19 protein-coding genes and 1 riboswitch are annotated in these 17,994 nt (G+C 36.6%); of the genes, 4 read left to right on the plus strand and 15 right to left on the minus strand.

Annotation, left to right across the window (positions count from 1 at the left end):
• Nucleotides 1-31: 31 nt before the first annotated feature.
• The gene (locus KUA55_RS13870; RefSeq protein ID WP_218326983.1) at nt 32-748 is read right to left on the minus strand and encodes a class A sortase; all 717 of its coding nucleotides are present in this window, start codon (nt 746-748) and stop codon (nt 32-34) included.
• 268 nt (nt 749-1,016) lie between these two features.
• Between KUA55_RS13870 and KUA55_RS13875 the strand changes: the two genes are divergently transcribed.
• Complete coding sequence (locus tag KUA55_RS13875) at nt 1,017-1,787, plus strand: hypothetical protein (protein ID WP_218326984.1); 771 nt, start codon at nt 1,017-1,019, stop codon at nt 1,785-1,787.
• Nucleotides 1,788-1,859: 72 nt separating this feature from the next.
• Here the strand turns inward: KUA55_RS13875 and thiT are convergent, their stop codons facing one another.
• From thiT to KUA55_RS13890, 3 genes are all read right to left on the minus strand, one after another.
• Complete coding sequence (gene thiT, locus KUA55_RS13880; RefSeq protein WP_218326985.1) at nt 1,860-2,447, minus strand: energy-coupled thiamine transporter ThiT; 588 nt, start codon at nt 2,445-2,447, stop codon at nt 1,860-1,862.
• A 51-nt stretch (nt 2,448-2,498) separates the two neighbouring features.
• A riboswitch (TPP riboswitch) is annotated at nt 2,499-2,597 on the minus strand.
• A gap of 62 nt (nt 2,598-2,659) precedes the next feature.
• Entirely contained in the window at nt 2,660-3,016 is a 357-nt protein-coding gene (locus KUA55_RS13885; RefSeq protein WP_218326986.1) for an SAM domain-containing protein, read from the minus strand.
• Nucleotides 3,017-3,081: 65 nt separating this feature from the next.
• Nucleotides 3,082-3,543, minus strand: coding sequence for a low molecular weight protein-tyrosine-phosphatase (locus KUA55_RS13890; RefSeq protein WP_218326987.1), 462 nt, complete (start codon nt 3,541-3,543; stop codon nt 3,082-3,084).
• Nucleotides 3,544-3,609: 66 nt separating this feature from the next.
• On the opposite strand from KUA55_RS13890, the gene KUA55_RS13895 reads away from it, so the two are divergent.
• Nucleotides 3,610-4,578: a 2-hydroxyacid dehydrogenase family protein gene (locus tag KUA55_RS13895; protein WP_218326988.1), complete on the plus strand. Its 969-nt coding sequence runs from the start codon at nt 3,610-3,612 to the stop codon at nt 4,576-4,578.
• A 26-nt stretch (nt 4,579-4,604) separates the two neighbouring features.
• Here KUA55_RS13895 and KUA55_RS13900 read toward each other — a convergent pair whose 3' ends face one another.
• From KUA55_RS13900 to KUA55_RS13945, 10 genes are all read right to left on the minus strand, one after another.
• A complete protein-coding gene (locus KUA55_RS13900) occupies nt 4,605-5,183 on the minus strand; it encodes a TetR/AcrR family transcriptional regulator (protein WP_218326989.1) in 579 nt (192 codons plus the stop codon).
• Between the two features lie 12 nt (nt 5,184-5,195).
• On the minus strand, nt 5,196-6,197 hold the full coding sequence (gene ruvB / locus KUA55_RS13905) for a Holliday junction branch migration DNA helicase RuvB (RefSeq protein WP_218326990.1): 1,002 nt from the start codon (nt 6,195-6,197) through the stop codon (nt 5,196-5,198).
• Between the two features lie 18 nt (nt 6,198-6,215).
• A complete protein-coding gene (ruvA, locus tag KUA55_RS13910; RefSeq protein WP_218326991.1) occupies nt 6,216-6,803 on the minus strand; it encodes a Holliday junction branch migration protein RuvA in 588 nt (195 codons plus the stop codon).
• An 88-nt stretch (nt 6,804-6,891) separates the two neighbouring features.
• Complete coding sequence (gene msrB, locus KUA55_RS13915) at nt 6,892-7,320, minus strand: peptide-methionine (R)-S-oxide reductase MsrB (RefSeq protein WP_218326992.1); 429 nt, start codon at nt 7,318-7,320, stop codon at nt 6,892-6,894.
• A 61-nt stretch (nt 7,321-7,381) separates the two neighbouring features.
• Nucleotides 7,382-7,936 (minus strand): Maf family protein, encoded by a 555-nt coding sequence (locus KUA55_RS13920; RefSeq protein WP_218326993.1) that lies wholly within the window; start codon nt 7,934-7,936, stop codon nt 7,382-7,384.
• Between the two features lie 16 nt (nt 7,937-7,952).
• Nucleotides 7,953-9,917, minus strand: coding sequence for a DNA mismatch repair endonuclease MutL (gene mutL, locus KUA55_RS13925; RefSeq protein ID WP_218326994.1), 1,965 nt, complete (start codon nt 9,915-9,917; stop codon nt 7,953-7,955).
• 17 nt (nt 9,918-9,934) lie between these two features.
• Nucleotides 9,935-12,487, minus strand: coding sequence for a DNA mismatch repair protein MutS (gene mutS / locus KUA55_RS13930; RefSeq protein WP_218326995.1), 2,553 nt, complete (start codon nt 12,485-12,487; stop codon nt 9,935-9,937).
• Nucleotides 12,487-12,852 carry a YlbF family regulator gene (locus KUA55_RS13935; RefSeq protein ID WP_218326996.1) on the minus strand — a complete coding sequence of 122 codons (366 nt, stop codon included), beginning with the start codon at nt 12,850-12,852 and terminating at the stop codon, nt 12,487-12,489. Before KUA55_RS13935 ends, mutS begins: the two co-directional genes overlap by 1 nt.
• A 3-nt stretch (nt 12,853-12,855) precedes the next feature.
• Nucleotides 12,856-13,650, minus strand: coding sequence for a TIGR00282 family metallophosphoesterase (locus KUA55_RS13940; RefSeq protein ID WP_218326997.1), 795 nt, complete (start codon nt 13,648-13,650; stop codon nt 12,856-12,858).
• Nucleotides 13,651-13,765: 115 nt separating this feature from the next.
• Complete coding sequence (locus KUA55_RS13945; protein WP_218326998.1) at nt 13,766-14,542, minus strand: HAD family hydrolase; 777 nt, start codon at nt 14,540-14,542, stop codon at nt 13,766-13,768.
• A gap of 340 nt (nt 14,543-14,882) precedes the next feature.
• Here KUA55_RS13945 and rpsD point away from each other — a divergent pair, with 340 nt between their 5' ends.
• Nucleotides 14,883-15,494 carry a 30S ribosomal protein S4 gene (gene rpsD / locus KUA55_RS13950; protein WP_218326999.1) on the plus strand — a complete coding sequence of 204 codons (612 nt, stop codon included), beginning with the start codon at nt 14,883-14,885 and terminating at the stop codon, nt 15,492-15,494.
• Between the two features lie 106 nt (nt 15,495-15,600).
• Here rpsD and KUA55_RS13955 read toward each other — a convergent pair whose 3' ends face one another.
• Nucleotides 15,601-17,511, minus strand: a complete 1,911-nt coding sequence (locus KUA55_RS13955; RefSeq protein WP_218327000.1) for a BglG family transcription antiterminator — start codon at nt 17,509-17,511, stop codon at nt 15,601-15,603.
• Nucleotides 17,512-17,665: 154 nt separating this feature from the next.
• On the opposite strand from KUA55_RS13955, the gene KUA55_RS13960 reads away from it, so the two are divergent.
• Nucleotides 17,666-17,986, plus strand: a complete 321-nt coding sequence (locus KUA55_RS13960) for a PTS sugar transporter subunit IIB (protein WP_218327001.1) — start codon at nt 17,666-17,668, stop codon at nt 17,984-17,986.
• The last annotated feature ends 8 nt before the right edge of the window (nt 17,987-17,994 follow it).

Below are 17,994 nucleotides of genomic sequence, written 5' to 3' on the forward strand. Positions count from 1 at the left end.
GAAATTTAGTTGGGCTAAATTTCCAATTTTTTTAGAAAGTTTTTTGTTCCATTTCAAATGCTCGCTTCATTTTTTTTGTAGCTTTTTTTATTGGAGTGGTTTTCTTTAAATCCCCTTGAACAATAATTCGAGTGACACCATTCATCTCACCACAAGTAATCAAAGTAATTTGTTTTTTGCCAGGTGTTGTCTCGATGTACTCTACTTGAGTTGGCTGAACTCGTACTTTCAGACTCACTTTATATGTATAAATCTTTTTTAAATCAGTAATATAAACGATATTTCCAGCTTCAACATTTTCCAACGGTGTAAACAATAAATCCTTCCGCGAAGCCCGGTGACTGGCTAACACATAATTACCTTTCCCCATTTTTTGATCTTCGGCCAACGTTCCCGCGCCATAAAGCAGCGCTTCATTAGATAAACCTTTGAAGATTGGCAAACTTATTCCAACGCTTGGTACGGCGATGCCACCAATTACTGGCAAACGTTTATTACTTAGCTGCGCCCGCAAAACAGCTTCTGTACTAGCAGGTTCAACCGCATCAAAGTCAAAAGACGCATTAGCATTTTCATTTTTTCTTAGTTGGTCTTCATCGAGGTTGGAAATACCATAACGATCCCCGTTTAATTGAATTAAAAAATCTTTGATTTGATTATTAAAAATCAAAGCCAATCCAACAATAAATAATAAAACTAAAAAGCTATTTAATAGCCAATTTCGCTTTTTCTTCTTAGTTTTCGTCATTTTCCCACCTCATTTCGATTTAATCATAACATATTTTTTCAAGTTGTCCTATAGTCTACGACTTAAAATGAAAGCGATGTTTTATGAAAATATCATCGTTATCTTTTCAAAACAAGTAAGAATTTCACTAATTAATTCACACGGATTCAGCTCTTTTTTCTCTAATTTAAATATATTTGTAATGTAATTTTAAAATAAAAGTTACAAGCTTTTTTTTGATGCATGAGGTAAAATAAAATTAACGAAAGAAAAAGGAAGCGTGAAGAGTGTGGCTGAAATGTTATTTGTATATATTGATACAACCAGTAATGCTGTTTTTTCTAAAGGGCTCTCACCACAAGATTTTGTTGAAGGGATCGTCCACCAGCCGGAACATCTATTACTGTTAAATCCTGCAGCAAGCGCCGGCGAATTTGATTCTCACACCGGGTTAAAAATTATTAATGGTACTAATGCTGTCAGCAATTTTTTTAGTATCCGTCAATTGAATAGTCCCAGTGCAGCAAAATGGATTGATTTCACTGATCCAGCATTGCTAAAAGAATTATCTCCTTTAGAGATTTCTGAGTTGTTGTATTTTGGTCATATGAAGACCCACTTACATTCACCTTTTTTTTACAAACTTCAAAATAACTTTGTCTATTTTAATTTTGGTAACGATACAATGCGGGTTTATTATCGCTATTTAGATGAGTTCTATCGGATTTTGGCCAACAAGCTTAGTAAGATCGTTTTAGAAAAAAACAATTTTCGTAGAACACTTTTTGCTCGTGGTCCACAAGTTGCAAAATTGGATGGCGAAATTTTAAAACAACTTTATCCTTTCTTTCAAGAAGGAGCAATTTTTAATATTCCGCAAGAGCCAGTTGAAAACCAACAATTCCACATTCCGATTTACTTATCAGATGAAAAAGGCTGGCGCCGTAGTCAAATCAACTTACGGAAAGAACAAAAAGTAGCTGAATTAACTTATGATTTAAATAAAAAAATCTGGCATTTAGAGGTTGAAGATGATGATTTAGCCTTTTCATTCCACTAAAAACAATCTGGAAAAATATTTCTGGATTGTTTTTTTGCAGCAAAAAAACGCCATCAGATGGCGTTTTTCCGATTAATTAGTAGTTTTTTCTAATTTAGCTGCAGACTTTGGTAAAAATAATTGTGGTGTTTTTTTGGCAATGATGACAATTACAATGCTAGTAACCGCTCCTGTGGCAATAAAATTGATCCCATTAGTGACGAAAGAAAATAGTACTGGTCCCATGCCCCAAACAGCATAGCTGCCCCAAAAGACAACACCGGCAACAAAATGCCAAAAGAAACGGGCAAAACTTCCAGCAAAACTTCCTAAAATGACACTTCTTGTTACGCCACGACTATCTCCAGCAATTAAAGCCTGTTTTAAAGAGTCTGAAAAAAGTCCCGCAAAGCCTGCAAAAGTAAAGGCAATCGGATATTCAATCAAGACTTGCGGTACGCTTAAGAAAAAAACATTCCCCATTGGAAAATGTAAAATCCCCCAAATGAATGCTGCGATTAAGCCAGCCTTCAAGCCTCTTCGTAAAGCGAAAATAGTTAATGGAATCATTCCTAACGAAACCGTTAAGCTACTACCAATGTTGGTTGGTACCATCGACAATAATAGTGATAATGCGGCAAAAATTGTAGCTTCCATCATAATTCTAGTTCTTTCATGCATAAAAAAACTCCTCCTTTTTTGAACATACAGCTCACAAAGGAGAAGCAACAGCTATTACTTCTTCACAATTCCTACGTTCGAATTACCGAAACAGGTTCTAGGGTTTAGAGTAGACTCAATCTCAGCCCGAAGGCTCCCCTTTGCGAAAGTATTATTCTATTTTGACAAATTCATTGTAACATAAGTTGAAAATTTCACCAATATTTTTACAATTAACGGGAAAAAGTTTTTTGATCATCACTGTCTAAACGAGTTGTCACTTTTTTTACATCTGCTAAATTCAACATTAATAATTGCTGATCAGTAGTTTTTAACATAAAAGTTTCTCCCCTAACATGGCTTGGCAGCCAGCCAGAAACAGTTCTAAATTTTTTATTCTTTTTAGGTGCTTCAATTTGTAAAATCACATAGCTTTTCTGCAGAGACGCTAACTGTAACTGACGAAAAATCGTCGAAGTTGCTTCAGCTGCCTGCTTCTTTTCCGCAGTGTCATTGACAAAATCTGAAATAAAACGCAACGGAGTGGCAGAAAGTTTTTTGAAAAAATTTTCTTTTTCGGATTTTTTCATCTAGTTAACCTCCTCTAAAAAGTTACGATTATTTTAACATGGATACTTATTTTTTTTCAAGATTTCTAAGCCTGATTAAAAAAACTTAACCAAGGCTTTAAACCTGCCGTAATCAATCCGTATGTCTCCTCAAAATCACCAGTGTACCATGGGTCTGGAATGCTTTGGCCTTGTTTTTCTGGCAAAATATCTAAATATAATAAAATTTCAGCTTTACTATCAGCTGGCGCCATTTCCTTTAAATCAGATAAATTTTCGTTATCCATTGCAATAATATAATCAAAGCGATCAAAATCAGTTAGTTTTATCTGACGAGCCACAATCCCTTTAGTTGAAATATTGTGTTGTTTTAATATTTTTTGTGTCCCACGATGCGGGGGATTTCCTACTTCCCAAGAACTGGTGGCAGCAGAATCAACTAAAAAATCAGCTTGCTGTCTTTCTTTCACAAAAGCATCACGAAAAATCGCTTCGGCCATTGGTGAACGACAAATATTTCCCATACAAACAAATAATATCTCTTGCATATCTTTCCTCCATTTTTTTATTTCGTGCTATCATGAAAGCAATTCAATCAAAGCGAGGTCCTTTTCATGAGTCAAATTTTTATTTCTGCAGAAATCCCAGTCGCCGGCTATCAAGTCCTCGATCAAGCCAAAGTTGACTATCGAGTTTTTCAAGGTGACGGTTTAATTTCAAAAAAAGAATTACTAGAAAATGTAGCTGATATTCAAGTTTTGATTACGCCACTTTCAACTACTGTTGATCAAGAAGTGATTGACGCGGCACCCCATCTAAAACTAATTGCTAACTACGGGGCTGGATTTAATAATATTGACAGTGCTTATTCTGCCACAAAAAATATTTACGTCACCAATACACCGCTAGTTTCTACTAACGCCACTTCTGAGTTAGCTGCTGGTTTAATTATCGCTTTATCCCGTAGAATTGTCGAAGGTGATGACTTGATGCGGCACGAAGGTTTTTCTGGTTGGGCACCTTTATTTTTCCGCGGTCATGAATTAGCTGGGAAAACTTTAGGCATCATTGGTATGGGACAAATTGGACAAGCTTTAGCTGAAAAAATGCTGGCTTTTGGCATGAACATTATTTATACCCAACGCCATCCATTAACTGATGCGCTTGAACAAAAATTACACGCCCGTTACGTCAGTCAATCTGAAGTGATTGAACAAGCAGATATTATTTCAATCCACGCACCGTTGACTGATCAAACACAACATTTATTCAACCAAGCTACTTTTGCGAAAATGAAAAATTCTGCCTTTTTGATTAACGCAGCCCGCGGGCCCATCGTTGATGAAGTAGCCTTAGTGGAGGCACTTAAACAAAATGAAATCGCCGGTGCTGCCTTAGACGTTTTTGAATTTGAACCAAAAGTTACCGAAGCTTTAAAGGATTTTAAAAATGTCATTTTGACTCCTCACATCGGCAATGCCAGCTTTGAAGCCCGTGATGCCATGGCAGAAATTGTGGTTCAAAATGCCCTAGGTGCTTTAAATAATCAACCCATTAAATATGTCGTCAATGACGTAAAATAATTGCCAAAAAAGTGATTAGGACTATCTTAATCACTTTTTTCTGTCTCTGATTGATACAATCGATAAGCAAAAAATTCAATATCTTTAGCGAAACGAAAAAGCTGCGCGGCAATTTCCATCGGTGTCGCCTGAACCTTTTTCAATAACCAATCAACTAAGATGCCCCCACAACCGTATGCTAGAAAACGCGAATAAAAATCTTTATCAGCTGCACTCAATTGGGCTTCATGATCGACATCTTCAAACAAACGGACAAATAATCCTTGAGTCAAAGCGGTAAATTCTCGAACCAATACCTCAGAATCACTAGTAACAGTTTTAAAATAAAAAGTTTGATACTTTTCCATTGTTCGCAACATCTTTAAAACGGCCTCTTCCCAGTTGTCTAAAGATAAATCATCCGCTTGTAAATAATTTAACCCTGTCACAAAATAGCTATAATGCAATAAATCCTCTTTATCTTTGAAATGATAATAAAAGGTTTGTCGATTTAATCCCGTCGCTTGTGTAATATCTGAAATCGATATTTTTGCAAAATCTTTTTTTTCGATCAGTGTAAGTAATGCTTGTGCTAATTTATCTTTGGTCTTTTTTCCTTCAATCATCCATTCACCTGCTTAGTTGGGATAAGGATAGTTAAAATGCTGATAGGCTAGTTCAGTCGCTACTCGACCACGAGGAGTCCGTTTGATAAAACCCTTTTGAATTAAGAAAGGCTCGTACATATCTTCTACCGTTTCTCGTTCTTCACCAATATTTACAGCAATCGTACTTAATCCCACCGGTCCACCATGATAAAGTTCAATCATCGTTTTCAATAATTTTTGATCGACTAAATCTAAACCAGCTTTATCCACTTGTAGTAATTGCAACGCCTGATCAGCAATTGATTGATCAATCACACCATCTGACTGAACCTCTGCGTAATCCCGAATTCTTTTCAACAAACGATTGGCAATTCGTGGGGTTCCCCGTGAGCGACGGGCAATTTCCACTGCACCGGTATCAACAATTTCCGTTTGAAAAATATCAGCTGAACGTAAAACGATTTCCCGCAAATCACTTTCCTGATAATATTCCATGTGACTGATAATCCCAAAACGATCTCGTAAGGGTGCAGATAACATACCAGCTCGCGTTGTTGCCCCTACTAATGTAAATGGCGGTAAGGGAAAATGCACTGGATGTGCCGTCGGACCTTGCCCTACCATGATGTCTACATAATAATCTTCCATAGCTGAATATAATGTTTCTTCTGCAATGCGAGGTAGCCGATGAATTTCATCAATAAATAAAACATCGCCAGGTTCCAATTCATTTAAAACCGCTACTAAATCCCCTGAGCGCTCAATCGCAGGTCCACTAGTTGAACGGATTTGTACGCCCATTTCATTGGCAATCACCATCGCCATAGTCGTTTTACCTAAACCAGGAGGTCCATATAATAAAACGTGATCTAATGCTTCTTCACGATTTTTAGCTGCTTCAATATAAATACTTAATTCTTGTTTGACTTTATCTTGGCCGATATATTGCGCCAAATACTGCGGACGCAAAGATTTTTCCAGACTTTTATCACCAGTTTCTAGCTCTGGGGAAACGATCCGTTCTTCTTCCACTACTGATCCTCCTGACAATTATTTTTTCATCATTAATTTCAATGCTTGTCGCAAGTATTCGTCTGTGCCAGAAAGTTCTTCTTTCTCTAAGACTTTTTGGACTTTGGCGATTTCTTTGGCAGAATAACCTAAAGCAGCCAGAGCTTCCATCGCTTCTTCCAAATCATTGCCAGTCATCTTCATAAACAGTTGGCTATCATCTAGTAATTCAGCTAATTTGCCTTTTAAATCTAACACAATTTGATTGGCAGTTTTTTTACCGACACCAGGGAATTTAGTTAAATAAGTAATATCCCCCGCTTCGACAGCGCCAATTAATCCTTGCTGATCATCATTTGCTAAAATAGCTAGCGCGCTTTTCGGTCCAATGCCAGAAACGGAAACTAACCGTAAAAATAATTGTTTTTCTGCTAAATCTTCAAATCCATATAATAATTGTGCATCTTCCCGCACAATTTGTTGTAAATAAATCGTCACCACTTGTTCTAGCTTGCCGGTATAGCGATAAGGATTGGCTAAATAAATGAGATAGCCTAAACCATTGACCTCTATTACAACATAGCTTGGTGTAATTGCCGTTAATTTTCCCGTAATGTATTCGTACATGATTATTCCTTTCTGCACATATGTTCTCATTATTTTAGCACAAAAAATCATGAAAAGAAAAAAGCTGTGACCGCAGCCACAGCTTTCATTATTTGACGATATCTTTATATTCTCCGTAACCGGCTTTTTCCATTTCCTCCAATGGAATGAAACGTAAGGCTGCGGAATTAATGCAGTAACGTAATCCGCCTTGATCTTGGGGACCATCATTGAAGACATGCCCTAAATGCGAATCAGCATCTTTACTGCGGACTTCTACTCGGTGCATACCATGAGAGAAATCAGCTTTTTCTTTGACACCGCGTTTTTCAATTGGTTTTGAAAAGGCTGGCCAGCCACAACCAGCATCATATTTATCACTGGAAGAAAACAAGGCCTCACCACTAACGACATCTACGTAAATGCCTTTTTGATAAAAATCATCGTATTTACCAGTAAATGGTTGTTCAGTCGCACTTTCTTGAGTCACTGCGTATTCGATATCTGACAAATTTTTCTTTAATTCATCTTTATTCATTGCAATCCCTCCTTAGTGACACCAATCATAATCCTTTTTTAAAAAAAATCGAGTTATTTGCTTAGACCTCAAAATTTTTTAACATTTGATTTACTTCACCGACCGGAAAACCGACAATCGCATAATAATCGCCAGTAATTTTTTCAACGAACACGCCAGCTTCATGTTGAATGCCATAGCCCCCAGCTTTATCAATATAGTCATCCGTGTCTAAATAACGATATATTTCTCCATCCGTTAAAGGGAAAAACTTCACCTCGGCTTGCGTTAATTTTTCAGCCATTTGTTCACCTTGACGTAAAATTACTGAAGTATAAACTAAATGACTGCGATTACTTAACATTTTCAACATTTTATAAGCATCAATTCGATCTTTCGGCTTACCCAAAATAATGTCGTCCGCCACCACAACTGTATCACAAGCAATTACTAAATCTTCGGGATGCTCAGCAGCAATTGCGGCTGCTTTTTCTTGCGCCATCTTCATGACATATTCTTTTGGTCCGTATAAATCTTTAACGTCTTCATTGATATCCGCTGGTTGAACTGAAAAATCCGAAACTAGCCAACGTAATAATTCTTGGCGACGTGGGGACTGTGAAGCTAAAATAATCATAAGTTTTCCATCCTTTTTAATGGGGATCTTGAATTCGTTTAAACATATGCTCCATATCTGTATTACTAAAATGAATCAACACTGGACGACCGTGGGGACAATTAAAAGGATTTTCACATTCTGCTAAATCTCTTAATAGAACTCGCGCTTGTTCTGGATTTAGATGGTGATTGGCTTTAATTGAACGTTTACAGCTCATCATAATCGCTGTTGCTTCACGGAATTTTTTTACACTGACACTACCTGTAATCAGCAACATATCGATCATCTCAAGAATAATACTTTCTTCTTGTCCGGCAGGATACCAAGTGGGATGTGCTCGCACAATAAAACTATTAGCGCCGAACTCTTCCAAATAAATCCCAACATCTTGTAATAATTCCAACTGTTCCTTTAATTTAATTGCATCACTGTTAGGATAATCTAAAACAAACGGAACCAATAATTCTTGTAAATCATTGCTGACATCACCTATTTTTTCACGGAAGTATTCATACTTGATTCGTTCTTGTGCTGCATGCTGATCGACAATGTATAACCCATCCCGACTTTGTGCAAATAAATAGGTACCATGCATCTGACCAAAATACTCTAACATCGGAAAACGTTCAGTTGGTACTTCTTTATCTAATTTTGTCATTGCTTGTTCGACTAATTTTTCACCAGCCGCTGTACTTAAATCAAATTCAGGATGCTCAAAATTTTCTTCCACTTCAATCTCAGCTTCAGAAAAATCAGTTGACTCATTTACTGGTACCGGTTCATCTGTTGTTTCAAAGACTGGCGTTTTTTCTGGTGCAATTGTCGTTGTTTCTTCAACAGTGACTTTCGGTTGTTCCTGCTCCACATAAAAAATGCCGGTAGTTGGATCAAAATTAAGATCACTTTTCTTTTTTTCACTAGGTTTTTCCAACGGCAAGTCCATTTGTTCCGTTTGAATTTGTTCGACTTTTCGTTTAAAGGTCGCATTTTCTGCCACATCAGGAATTAAATTAATTTCCCGTAAAGCTTCCGCGATGCTTTGAGTGATCAGTGCTGTTAGTTCTGTTTCTTTTGACAAACGAACTTCTTGTTTTGTTGGGTGCACATTGACATCCACTAACAGCGGATCCATCTCAATTTCAATCACGGCAATCGGAAAACGGCCCACCATTAATTTAGATTGATAACCACTGACAATCGCTTTATTTAATAGGAAATTTTTAATGTAGCGACCATTAATCATGACCGACAAATAATTGCGACTTGCTCGCGTGACTTCTGGTAAAGAAATATAACCATTCAGTTTAAAATCCAAATCTTCAGCTTTAATCGGGATCATTTTTTTTGCAGTTGCTACCCCATAAATACCGGCAATTGTCTGTTTCAAATCTCCTTGACCACTTGTCGTCAACATTTTATGACCATCATGAACTAAACGAAAGGCAATTTGCGGATGACTCAGTGCCATCCGGTTCACAATATCACCAATATTTGATAATTCTGTTTGTAAGCTTTTGACGTACTTCAAACGGGCTGGCGTATTGTAAAACAAATTTTCCACGGTAATTTTGGTACCTGTTCGCGTAGCAGTTGGACGTTCTTCTTCAATTTTTCCGCCTCGTAAAAAGATATACGAGCCCACTGTTTCATCTGCCGTTGCTGTTTCTAAGGTTAATTCAGAAACAGAAGCAATCGAAGGCAAGGCTTCTCCGCGAAAACCTAATGATCGAATTCGAAACAAATCATCACGACTATGAATTTTACTGGTGGCATGACGTTTAAAGGCATTTTTTACATCCTCTTGCGGAATACCTTCACCATTATCGGTAATTTGAATTTTTTTCAAACCAGCTTCTTCCAACAACAAATCAATTTGTGTAGCTCCAGCATCAATCGCATTTTCAATTAATTCTTTTACTACTGAGGCTGGGCGTTCCACCACTTCCCCGGCGGCGATTTGATTGGCTAGTTGTTCTGAGAGTTCTTGAATTTTTGCCATGAAAACCCTCCTATTTTTTAAATCCGTTTTTGCAACTCAATTAATAAAGTAAAGGCATCAATAGGGGTCATATTTAATAGATCTGCTTTTTTCAATGCATCCACCACACTAAGTTCAGCCGTCGAAACTTCGCTAAATAAAGATAATTGCTCATTTTCGGGTGTTTCTTCAATTTTTTCTACCGGACTATCAGCTTCTAACATGGTTAAAATAGTGGTTGCCCGTGACAATAGTTCTGTTGGCATTCCAGCAATTTTTGCTACATGAATCCCGTAACTTTTATCGGCGGGACCATCCATCATTTTATGCAGGAAGACCACCTCGCCATTTTGTTCTACTGCACCTACATGAATATTTTTCAAATGAGGCAAGGCTTCTTCTAAGACAGTTAATTCATGATAATGGGTTGAAAATAAAGTTTTTGCCTGTACATTTTTATGGATGTACTCGATGATTGCTTGCGCCAATGCCATCCCATCATAAGTAGCTGTTCCACGACCTAATTCATCAAATAAAATCAAGCTGTTGGGTGTCGCATGGCGTAATGCTTGATTGGCTTCCATCATTTCCACCATAAAGGTTGATTGACCGGCAATTAAATCATCACTGGCACCGATCCGAGTAAATATTTGATCAAAAATCGGCAGTTCAGCTTTTTCCGCTGGAACAAAACAACCCATTTGGGCCATAATAACCGTCAACGCTAATTGTCGCATATACGTACTTTTCCCAGACATATTCGGACCAGTGATTAATAAAATCATTTCGTCTTTATTCATTTTAACGCTGTTAGGAATATACTCTTGATGTCCTAAGACCTTCTCAACGACGGGATGACGACCTTCAATAATTTGCAACTCGTGACTGGCAGCTTTCATTTCTGGTTGAACATATTGATAACGTTCACTGACAGTCGCAAAGCTTTGTAAAACATCGGCGGCACTGATACTTTTTGCTAATTTTTGTAATTGGGTAATTTCTTTTTTTACTTCTTCTCGGACACCTAAAAATAGATTGTATTCTAAAGTCACCGATTTTTCTTCGGCTTCTAAAATCAAAGTTTCCAGACGTTTTAGTTCTGGTGTGATAAACCGTTCTGCATTGGCCAGGGTTTGTTTACGCTCATAGCGACCTTCTGCTAAATTAGCAAGATTAGATTTTGTAATCTCAATATAGTAACCAAAAATACGATTATAACCAACTTTTAGATTCTTAATGCCAGTTTCTGCCCGCTCTTTGGCTTCTAATTCTGCCAGCCAAGTTTTGCCATTTTTCATCGCTTCACGATATTCATCTAGCTGCTGATTAAAACCATCTTTAATCACATTTCCTTCTGTGATTTGCAGTGGTGCATCTTCATTAATGGCATGATTGATTAAATCCACCAGTTCTTCCATCGGATTCATATCAACCAATAAGTCATTCCATTCTCCTTGGTTAATCCCTGTTAATAATCCACGAATTTGCGGAACTTGGGCTAAAGAAGTTTTTAGCTGTAATAAATCGCGGCCATTAACACTACCAAAAGCTACTCGACCTGCAAGTCGTTCTAAATCATAAACTTTAGTCAAGGCTTCTAATAAATCCATCCGTTCAAAATATGCATTCAATAAAGAAGCCACCATTTTTTGGCGAGCATCAATCTGACGTTTTTGAATCAAAGGACGGTCAATCCATTGTTTTAATAATCGTCCTCCCATAGCCGTTTTGGTTTCATCCAATAACCATAAAAGAGTGCCTTGTTTTTTTCCAGTTCGAATTGAACGTGTTAACTCCAAATTGGTTTTAGAAAAATAATCCAATTTCAAGAAATGTTCTGGCTGATATTCCTCAGCTTTTTGCAAGTGACCTAGGCTACGTTTTTGCGTCACGGCTAAATAAGTCAGCAAGATACCCGTAGCTTCTTTTTCCCATTCATCTTGAATATCTGCAGTTAGAAAATTAAACTCAGCATTATCTTCGACCGTTTCCTGAATAGAAAAAACTAGTCCCAATCGTTCTGCCAAATTTTTCTTCAAGGTTTCATCAATTTCAGTGCCTAAGACAATTTCTTTTGTTTGTAGAGCTGTAGCTTCATTCATGACTGCCTCGTTATCGGCTAGTAGGGCAGTTTTTAATTCACCTGTCGATAAGTCTACATAAGCAAAACCAAATCTATCTTTTTTCTGAATTAAAGCCGTTAGAAAATTATTGGTCTTTGCTTCAATTCCTTTACCTTCCATTAAGGTTCCAGGAGTTATTAATTGGACAACTTCCCGTTTCACCATTCCCTTGGCTTCTTTGGGATCTTCCATTTGTTCGCAAATAGCGACTTTATATCCTTGCTCGACTAGAGTATCTATGTATCCTGCCGCTGAATGATGGGGAACACCGCACATTGGAATTGGATCATCAGCGTTACGATTACGACTAGTTAAAGTTAATTCCAATAATTGTGACACATCTATCGCATCTTGATAAAAAAGCTCGTAAAAATCACCCAGTCGATAAAATAAAAAGGCATCAGGATATTGGGCTTTGATGGCTAGATATTGTTCCATCATCGGCGTATTTTTAGTTTTTTGAGGCATTAATGCTCCTCCTCCATTGCGTCATTGACTTCTTTTTGAATCATTGTGGTTAAATGTTGTAATAAATCATTGGCTTCATATAAAGCATCCCGATAAGCAACTACTTGTGGATGCGTATCAATCTGTTTTTTCAAATCATCTGCTCGTCTAATTGCTGCTTGTTCGGCTTCTGGTTTGCCATAATGAGCAAACTGAACCGCTTCTTTTTGAGCTGCCTCCATCGCGTCTTCTAGTGCTTGTAAATTTTTATTTTGATCGACTCGCTGTTTTATTTGCTGGTAGTTTTGAATGATTTCATTTTCTTGTAAAAGGTTGGTCAACTGTTCTAAAACTTCATTTACTGCTTGCTCATCTGCTAAACTCATCGCTTACTCCCTAAACGGATGGTCTTCATTAATTAAAATATTTTCAATTTTTTTAGCACGACCATCTTTATCTAAATCAATTACACAGCCGGACAAAACAAATCGGCCTTCTTCTACTACTTCAAAACGTTTTGGCAAAGCTGTCATAAATTTCTCAATCACCGGCCCACGCTTCATTCCTAAAATACCATCATAGGGTCCAGTCATACCCACATCCGTTAAATAAGCCGTGCCTTTTGGTAAAATTCTGGCATCATTGGTTTGGACATGAGTATGGGTACCAACAACGGCAGAAACTTGCCCATCTAAATACCAACCCATCGCTTGTTTCTCACTAGTCGTTTCTCCGTGAAAATCAATAAAAATGTATTCTGTCCGCTTGCGAGCTTCAGCCACCAATTCATCGGCTTTTCTAAAAGGATCATCCAAATCATTCATAAATACCCGACCTTGCAAATTAATTACCGCTAGTTCTAATTCATTTATTTTAATAAACACAATTCCTTGACCTGGCGTTCCTGCTGGAAAATTTGCTGGTCGAATCATTTTTTTTGCATCACCAATAAATTCAAAAATATCGCGATTATCCCAAGTATGATTGCCTAAAGTCACCACGTCGACACCATCTTGTAAAAACTTTTTATAAATTTTTTCAGTAATCCCCCGACCGCTAGCCGCATTTTCGCCATTGACAATTGTTAATTGCGGATGGTATTTCTTTTTTAACCGTGGTAAATATTCTGTTATGGTGTTACGACCTAAAGAGCCTACAACATCGCCAATAAATAATAAACGCACACTTTTTCCTCTTCTCTAGTTAACTTCTTGCCTCATTATAAAGGTTTTTCTTTTTAAATAAAAGGCAATCAAAAAAAGCAACCGAGTGATTAACAAACGGCTGCTCTTACTTTACTTAAACTAATTCTAACTCTACTAATGCGTTCCAAATACCATCATGGTCATTTGTGTCGGTCACAATATCCGCGGCCGCTTGTACGTTTGCACTAGCGTTACCCATCGCCACACCGAAACCAGCTGTCCGTAGCATTTCAATGTCATTGTTACCATCACCAAAGGCAATCACATTTTTTTGTTCAATGCCCACTTTTTTTGCTAAAGCTAAAATGGTTTCTGCTTTAGAACCTCCGCGAGGAACAATATCCACACTATTTTTATGCCAACGAACGAATCTAAATTCGGGAAATGCTTCTTTAAACTCGACATCGCTTGATTCATCAAAGTATAAACAACCTTGATAAACATTATGTTCAGTTAAAAAATCTGGATCTAATGGTGGTAGCGGTCCACCAAAAGATTTCATCGCATCTGATAGTAAAGGGAAGTTGTAATCTGTCACACGTCCAACTGAATCTAAACCAAATAAAACCGTATCAATTTGTTTTGAACTAGCGTAATCAATCAAACGTGTCAAAGCTTCACGATCTAATAGATGTTGATAGACTTGTTCATGTTCTAAGAAGGCCGCCGAACCATTGCAAACAACATAATTGCCACAAGCCAGTTGATGAATCACTTCGTTAGCTAATAAACGAGAACGTCCTGTTGCGATTGTTACTAAATGTCCAGCTTTTCTTAATTCACGAATTCCTTTTAATGTACTATTCAACGGTTCCTTTTGACTATTTAACAACGTACCATCAATATCCAATGCGATTAATTTTCGTTCCATCATTATTCCCCATTATATGTATTTACCTAGATAGGCAATTTCCATTGTATGAAATTTTAAAGCAGATTGCAAAATATATTGCACAATAATCTTTATTATAGCCCGATAAATCTGTTTCTTTTAAAGAATATCCTTGACTCTCCACTAGAAAATCGCTTATACTGGAACTTGTGTAAAATAATGCAGCAGAAAAGTAATAGCCCGTCCCCAGTTTCTTGCCGTACTCGGTTCAATTGCGTAACCGCGGCTGCAAAGGTGAAGATTGAAGAAGGAACTGCACGGATATGAATTTTTCAACGGATTATTTTACTCCAAATAAACTTATTGGAGGAATTTTTCAATGTCTCGTTATACAGGACCATCTTGGAAACAATCTCGTCGCCTAGGTATTTCATTATCTGGCACAGGTAAAGAATTATCACGTCGCCCATATGCACCAGGTCAACATGGACCAAACAGCCGTGGTAAAAAATCAGAATACGGCTTGCAAATGGCTGAAAAACAAAAATTACGTTTCACTTACGGTTTAAATGAACGTCAATTCCGTAACATGTTTATGCGCGCTAGCAAAATCAAAGAAGGTAAACACGGTGTTAACTTCATGATCTTACTAGAACGTCGCTTAGATAATGTTGTTTACCGTCTAGGTTTAGCAACTACTCGTCGTCAAGCTCGTCAATTAGTAAACCACGGTCACGTGACTGTTGATGGCAAACGCGTAGATATCCCTTCATATGAAGTGGAAGTTGGCCAAGTTATTGGTATCCGCGAAAAATCTAAAAACAATTCTTCTATTAAAGAAGCAGTTGAATCAGCTTTAGGTCGTCCAGCTTTCGTAAGCTTTGACGATGAAAAATTAGAAGGTTCATTATCTCGTTTACCAGAACGTGAAGAACTAAACCCAGAAATCGACGAAGCCCTAGTCGTAGAATACTACAACAAATTACTTTAAGATTTCATGCAAAACATCCCAAATCCTCTCGAGGATTCGGGATGTTTTTTTGTTTTAAAAAATACTGCCTAATGATTATAAGTGGCAGTATTTTATATTTATAAGGTTAGATGGAAAATTTTTCATTTTCTATTAATTGTCTAACATCCGCCAAACTTCTCAGTTTAGATATCTTATTTATAATTTGAGGATGGTCAAAGATATGGATGAGTGACTCATAAATTTGAGAAAAATAATGACGATCCACGTAATTAACAGCAAATAATAAGACCACATGAACACGTTCATCATCCCATTCAATGCCTTTTTTGCTTATAACTACAGCAATACTTGTTTTTATTGCATCCATTTGTAACGAATGCGGAATAGCAATATTAGAGAAAGCTGTAGACGCTGCATTCTCACGTTGTAATACACTCGTTTCAAAATTTTCTTGTACTACCCCTTTTTCTTCCATCGTTTCGCACAATTGATGGATTAGGTCCATTTTATTTTTAAAAACTAGATCGCTGTAAAATAAATCTTCAGAAAAATACTTATTGAAATTTTCTAATAAAATTTTTCTTTTTTGATTCCGTTGAAAAACTGTTAAACGCTGTAGTATTATGTTTCTATTTTCACTATTTATAAACATCGGAATACGAATAATCGTATAAGGTCCACTTAAAGAAATATCTACTGTGGTGAACAAAAGATCAAATTGATAATTATCCAGTTCTTCAATCTGAGAAATCACTGCTTTAATATGAACATCGTTATTCACAATAGCGACCAATTGTTGTTCTACACTGCTTGCATGAAAATTATAATTAGGCGTAAACAAAACTGCTTGGATTTTCTCCTCGTTAACTTTTTGCCGCTCAATTTCAGATGCTAAATGGATAGCAATATAAGCAATTTCATCCTCAACTACATCAATGTGGTAGATTCCCTCAATTCGTAAAGAAAAAAACACCGCAATATCAAAGATCATCCGACAGTCCACTTTAATATTCTCCAATAACGGATTTCGATTGTAACGCTTATTGGTTGCACGTTGAATCAATCCATGCACATGTAAAGAAAATTGAGAAAGAAAATATGGATTGATCAAATTGATACGATAAATTTCATTTACTTCATTAGCAATTTGTTGTACATCTTCCAATAGTTTTTTTTCAACAGCTCCTACAATTTCTTTAAAAGAAACTTCGTTGACTTGGCTTGCTGTAGTTAAAACAAAATAGGCAATCTCATCCTTATCTCCTTGGTTTAGTGAAATAGAAAATGTCGCCTCGAATTCTTCCCAAAGTGCCACGATAAGCTTGTTAGTATCTTCATTATTTTTTCTTTTATCTAATCCTGAAGTTTCTTCGATATGATTTCCTTTCTCTACTCGTTCAATCAAAATTAATAAATGAAGTAGTAAATTCATAAAAGCAAAATCATTTAAATAAGCATGATATTTTTTAAAATTCAGACGGATAATTTCTTCGGTTTTTTCAACAAAAGCATGACCAAATGTTTCTTTGATTGGCGCCAGATCTAAAAATTGCCAATTGGTTTCCTCAGATACTGCATAAGCAGCCAGCCTCCTCAGATCTTCTTCTTCGCCTTGAATGATGATATTATCTTTTTTTGATAGAAAACGTACCTGGAAACGTTCAAAAGTTTTATTCATTCGCTGCAATGTATTTTTTAAGGTCGAGTAACTCACAAATAACTCATCAGCTATTTCATAAATATCTTGAGATGTTTTTTTTAACATTACCGTACGAATAATAAAAAAGGCACGTTCTATGTATGTTTGAGGAATGCTTGATTTTTCATTAGACAACATTGTCATTCCATATTCATTTAGCCAGTAGCCAGCCCTAGAAGAATCAATTATTTTATCTTTACTTTGGTCATTCATTTTATAAATTAAATTTTTAACACTGTTTTTTGATATATCCAGCTGTTTTGCTATATAAAAGGAGGATACGGGTTGTGTTTGACGTGCCAATAAAACTAACAAACGTGCTTCTTTCCGTCTCATAAATAGTTACCTCCTTTTCTGTTATCTTAATTTAATCATACAAATTGTCTTTTTTTAATTCAACTAAACTTTTATACCTTTCGGACCAAAAGCTTAGTTGATTCCAAAAATTGGGATAGAGATAATAGTTTTATCAAGAAGTGGAGGAAATTATATGGAAACAATCAAAATTATGCTGTGCTGTGGTGCCGGTATGTCCAGTGGGATGCTGGCTAATAAAGCTCGTAAAGCTGCAAAAAAATTGGAGTTAAATGCTGAAGTTTCTGCTAGAAGCGAAAGTGAAGTTCACAAACACTTTCAAAATATTGACATTCTCTTTCTGGGTCCTCATTTTTCATCCCATCAAGAGCAATTTAGTAAGATGGCTGCCCCTTTTAATGTACCTGTGCTAGTAATTCCAAAAAAAATTTACGGTCTGCTTGATGGTGAAGCACTAATCAAACTAGCAATAGAAACATTATCAGTTAAAGATTAGGAGGAAAC

This window comes from Enterococcus alishanensis, assembly GCF_019218635.1.
In the GTDB taxonomy this organism is placed as follows: domain Bacteria; phylum Bacillota; class Bacilli; order Lactobacillales; family Enterococcaceae; genus Enterococcus_A; species Enterococcus_A alishanensis.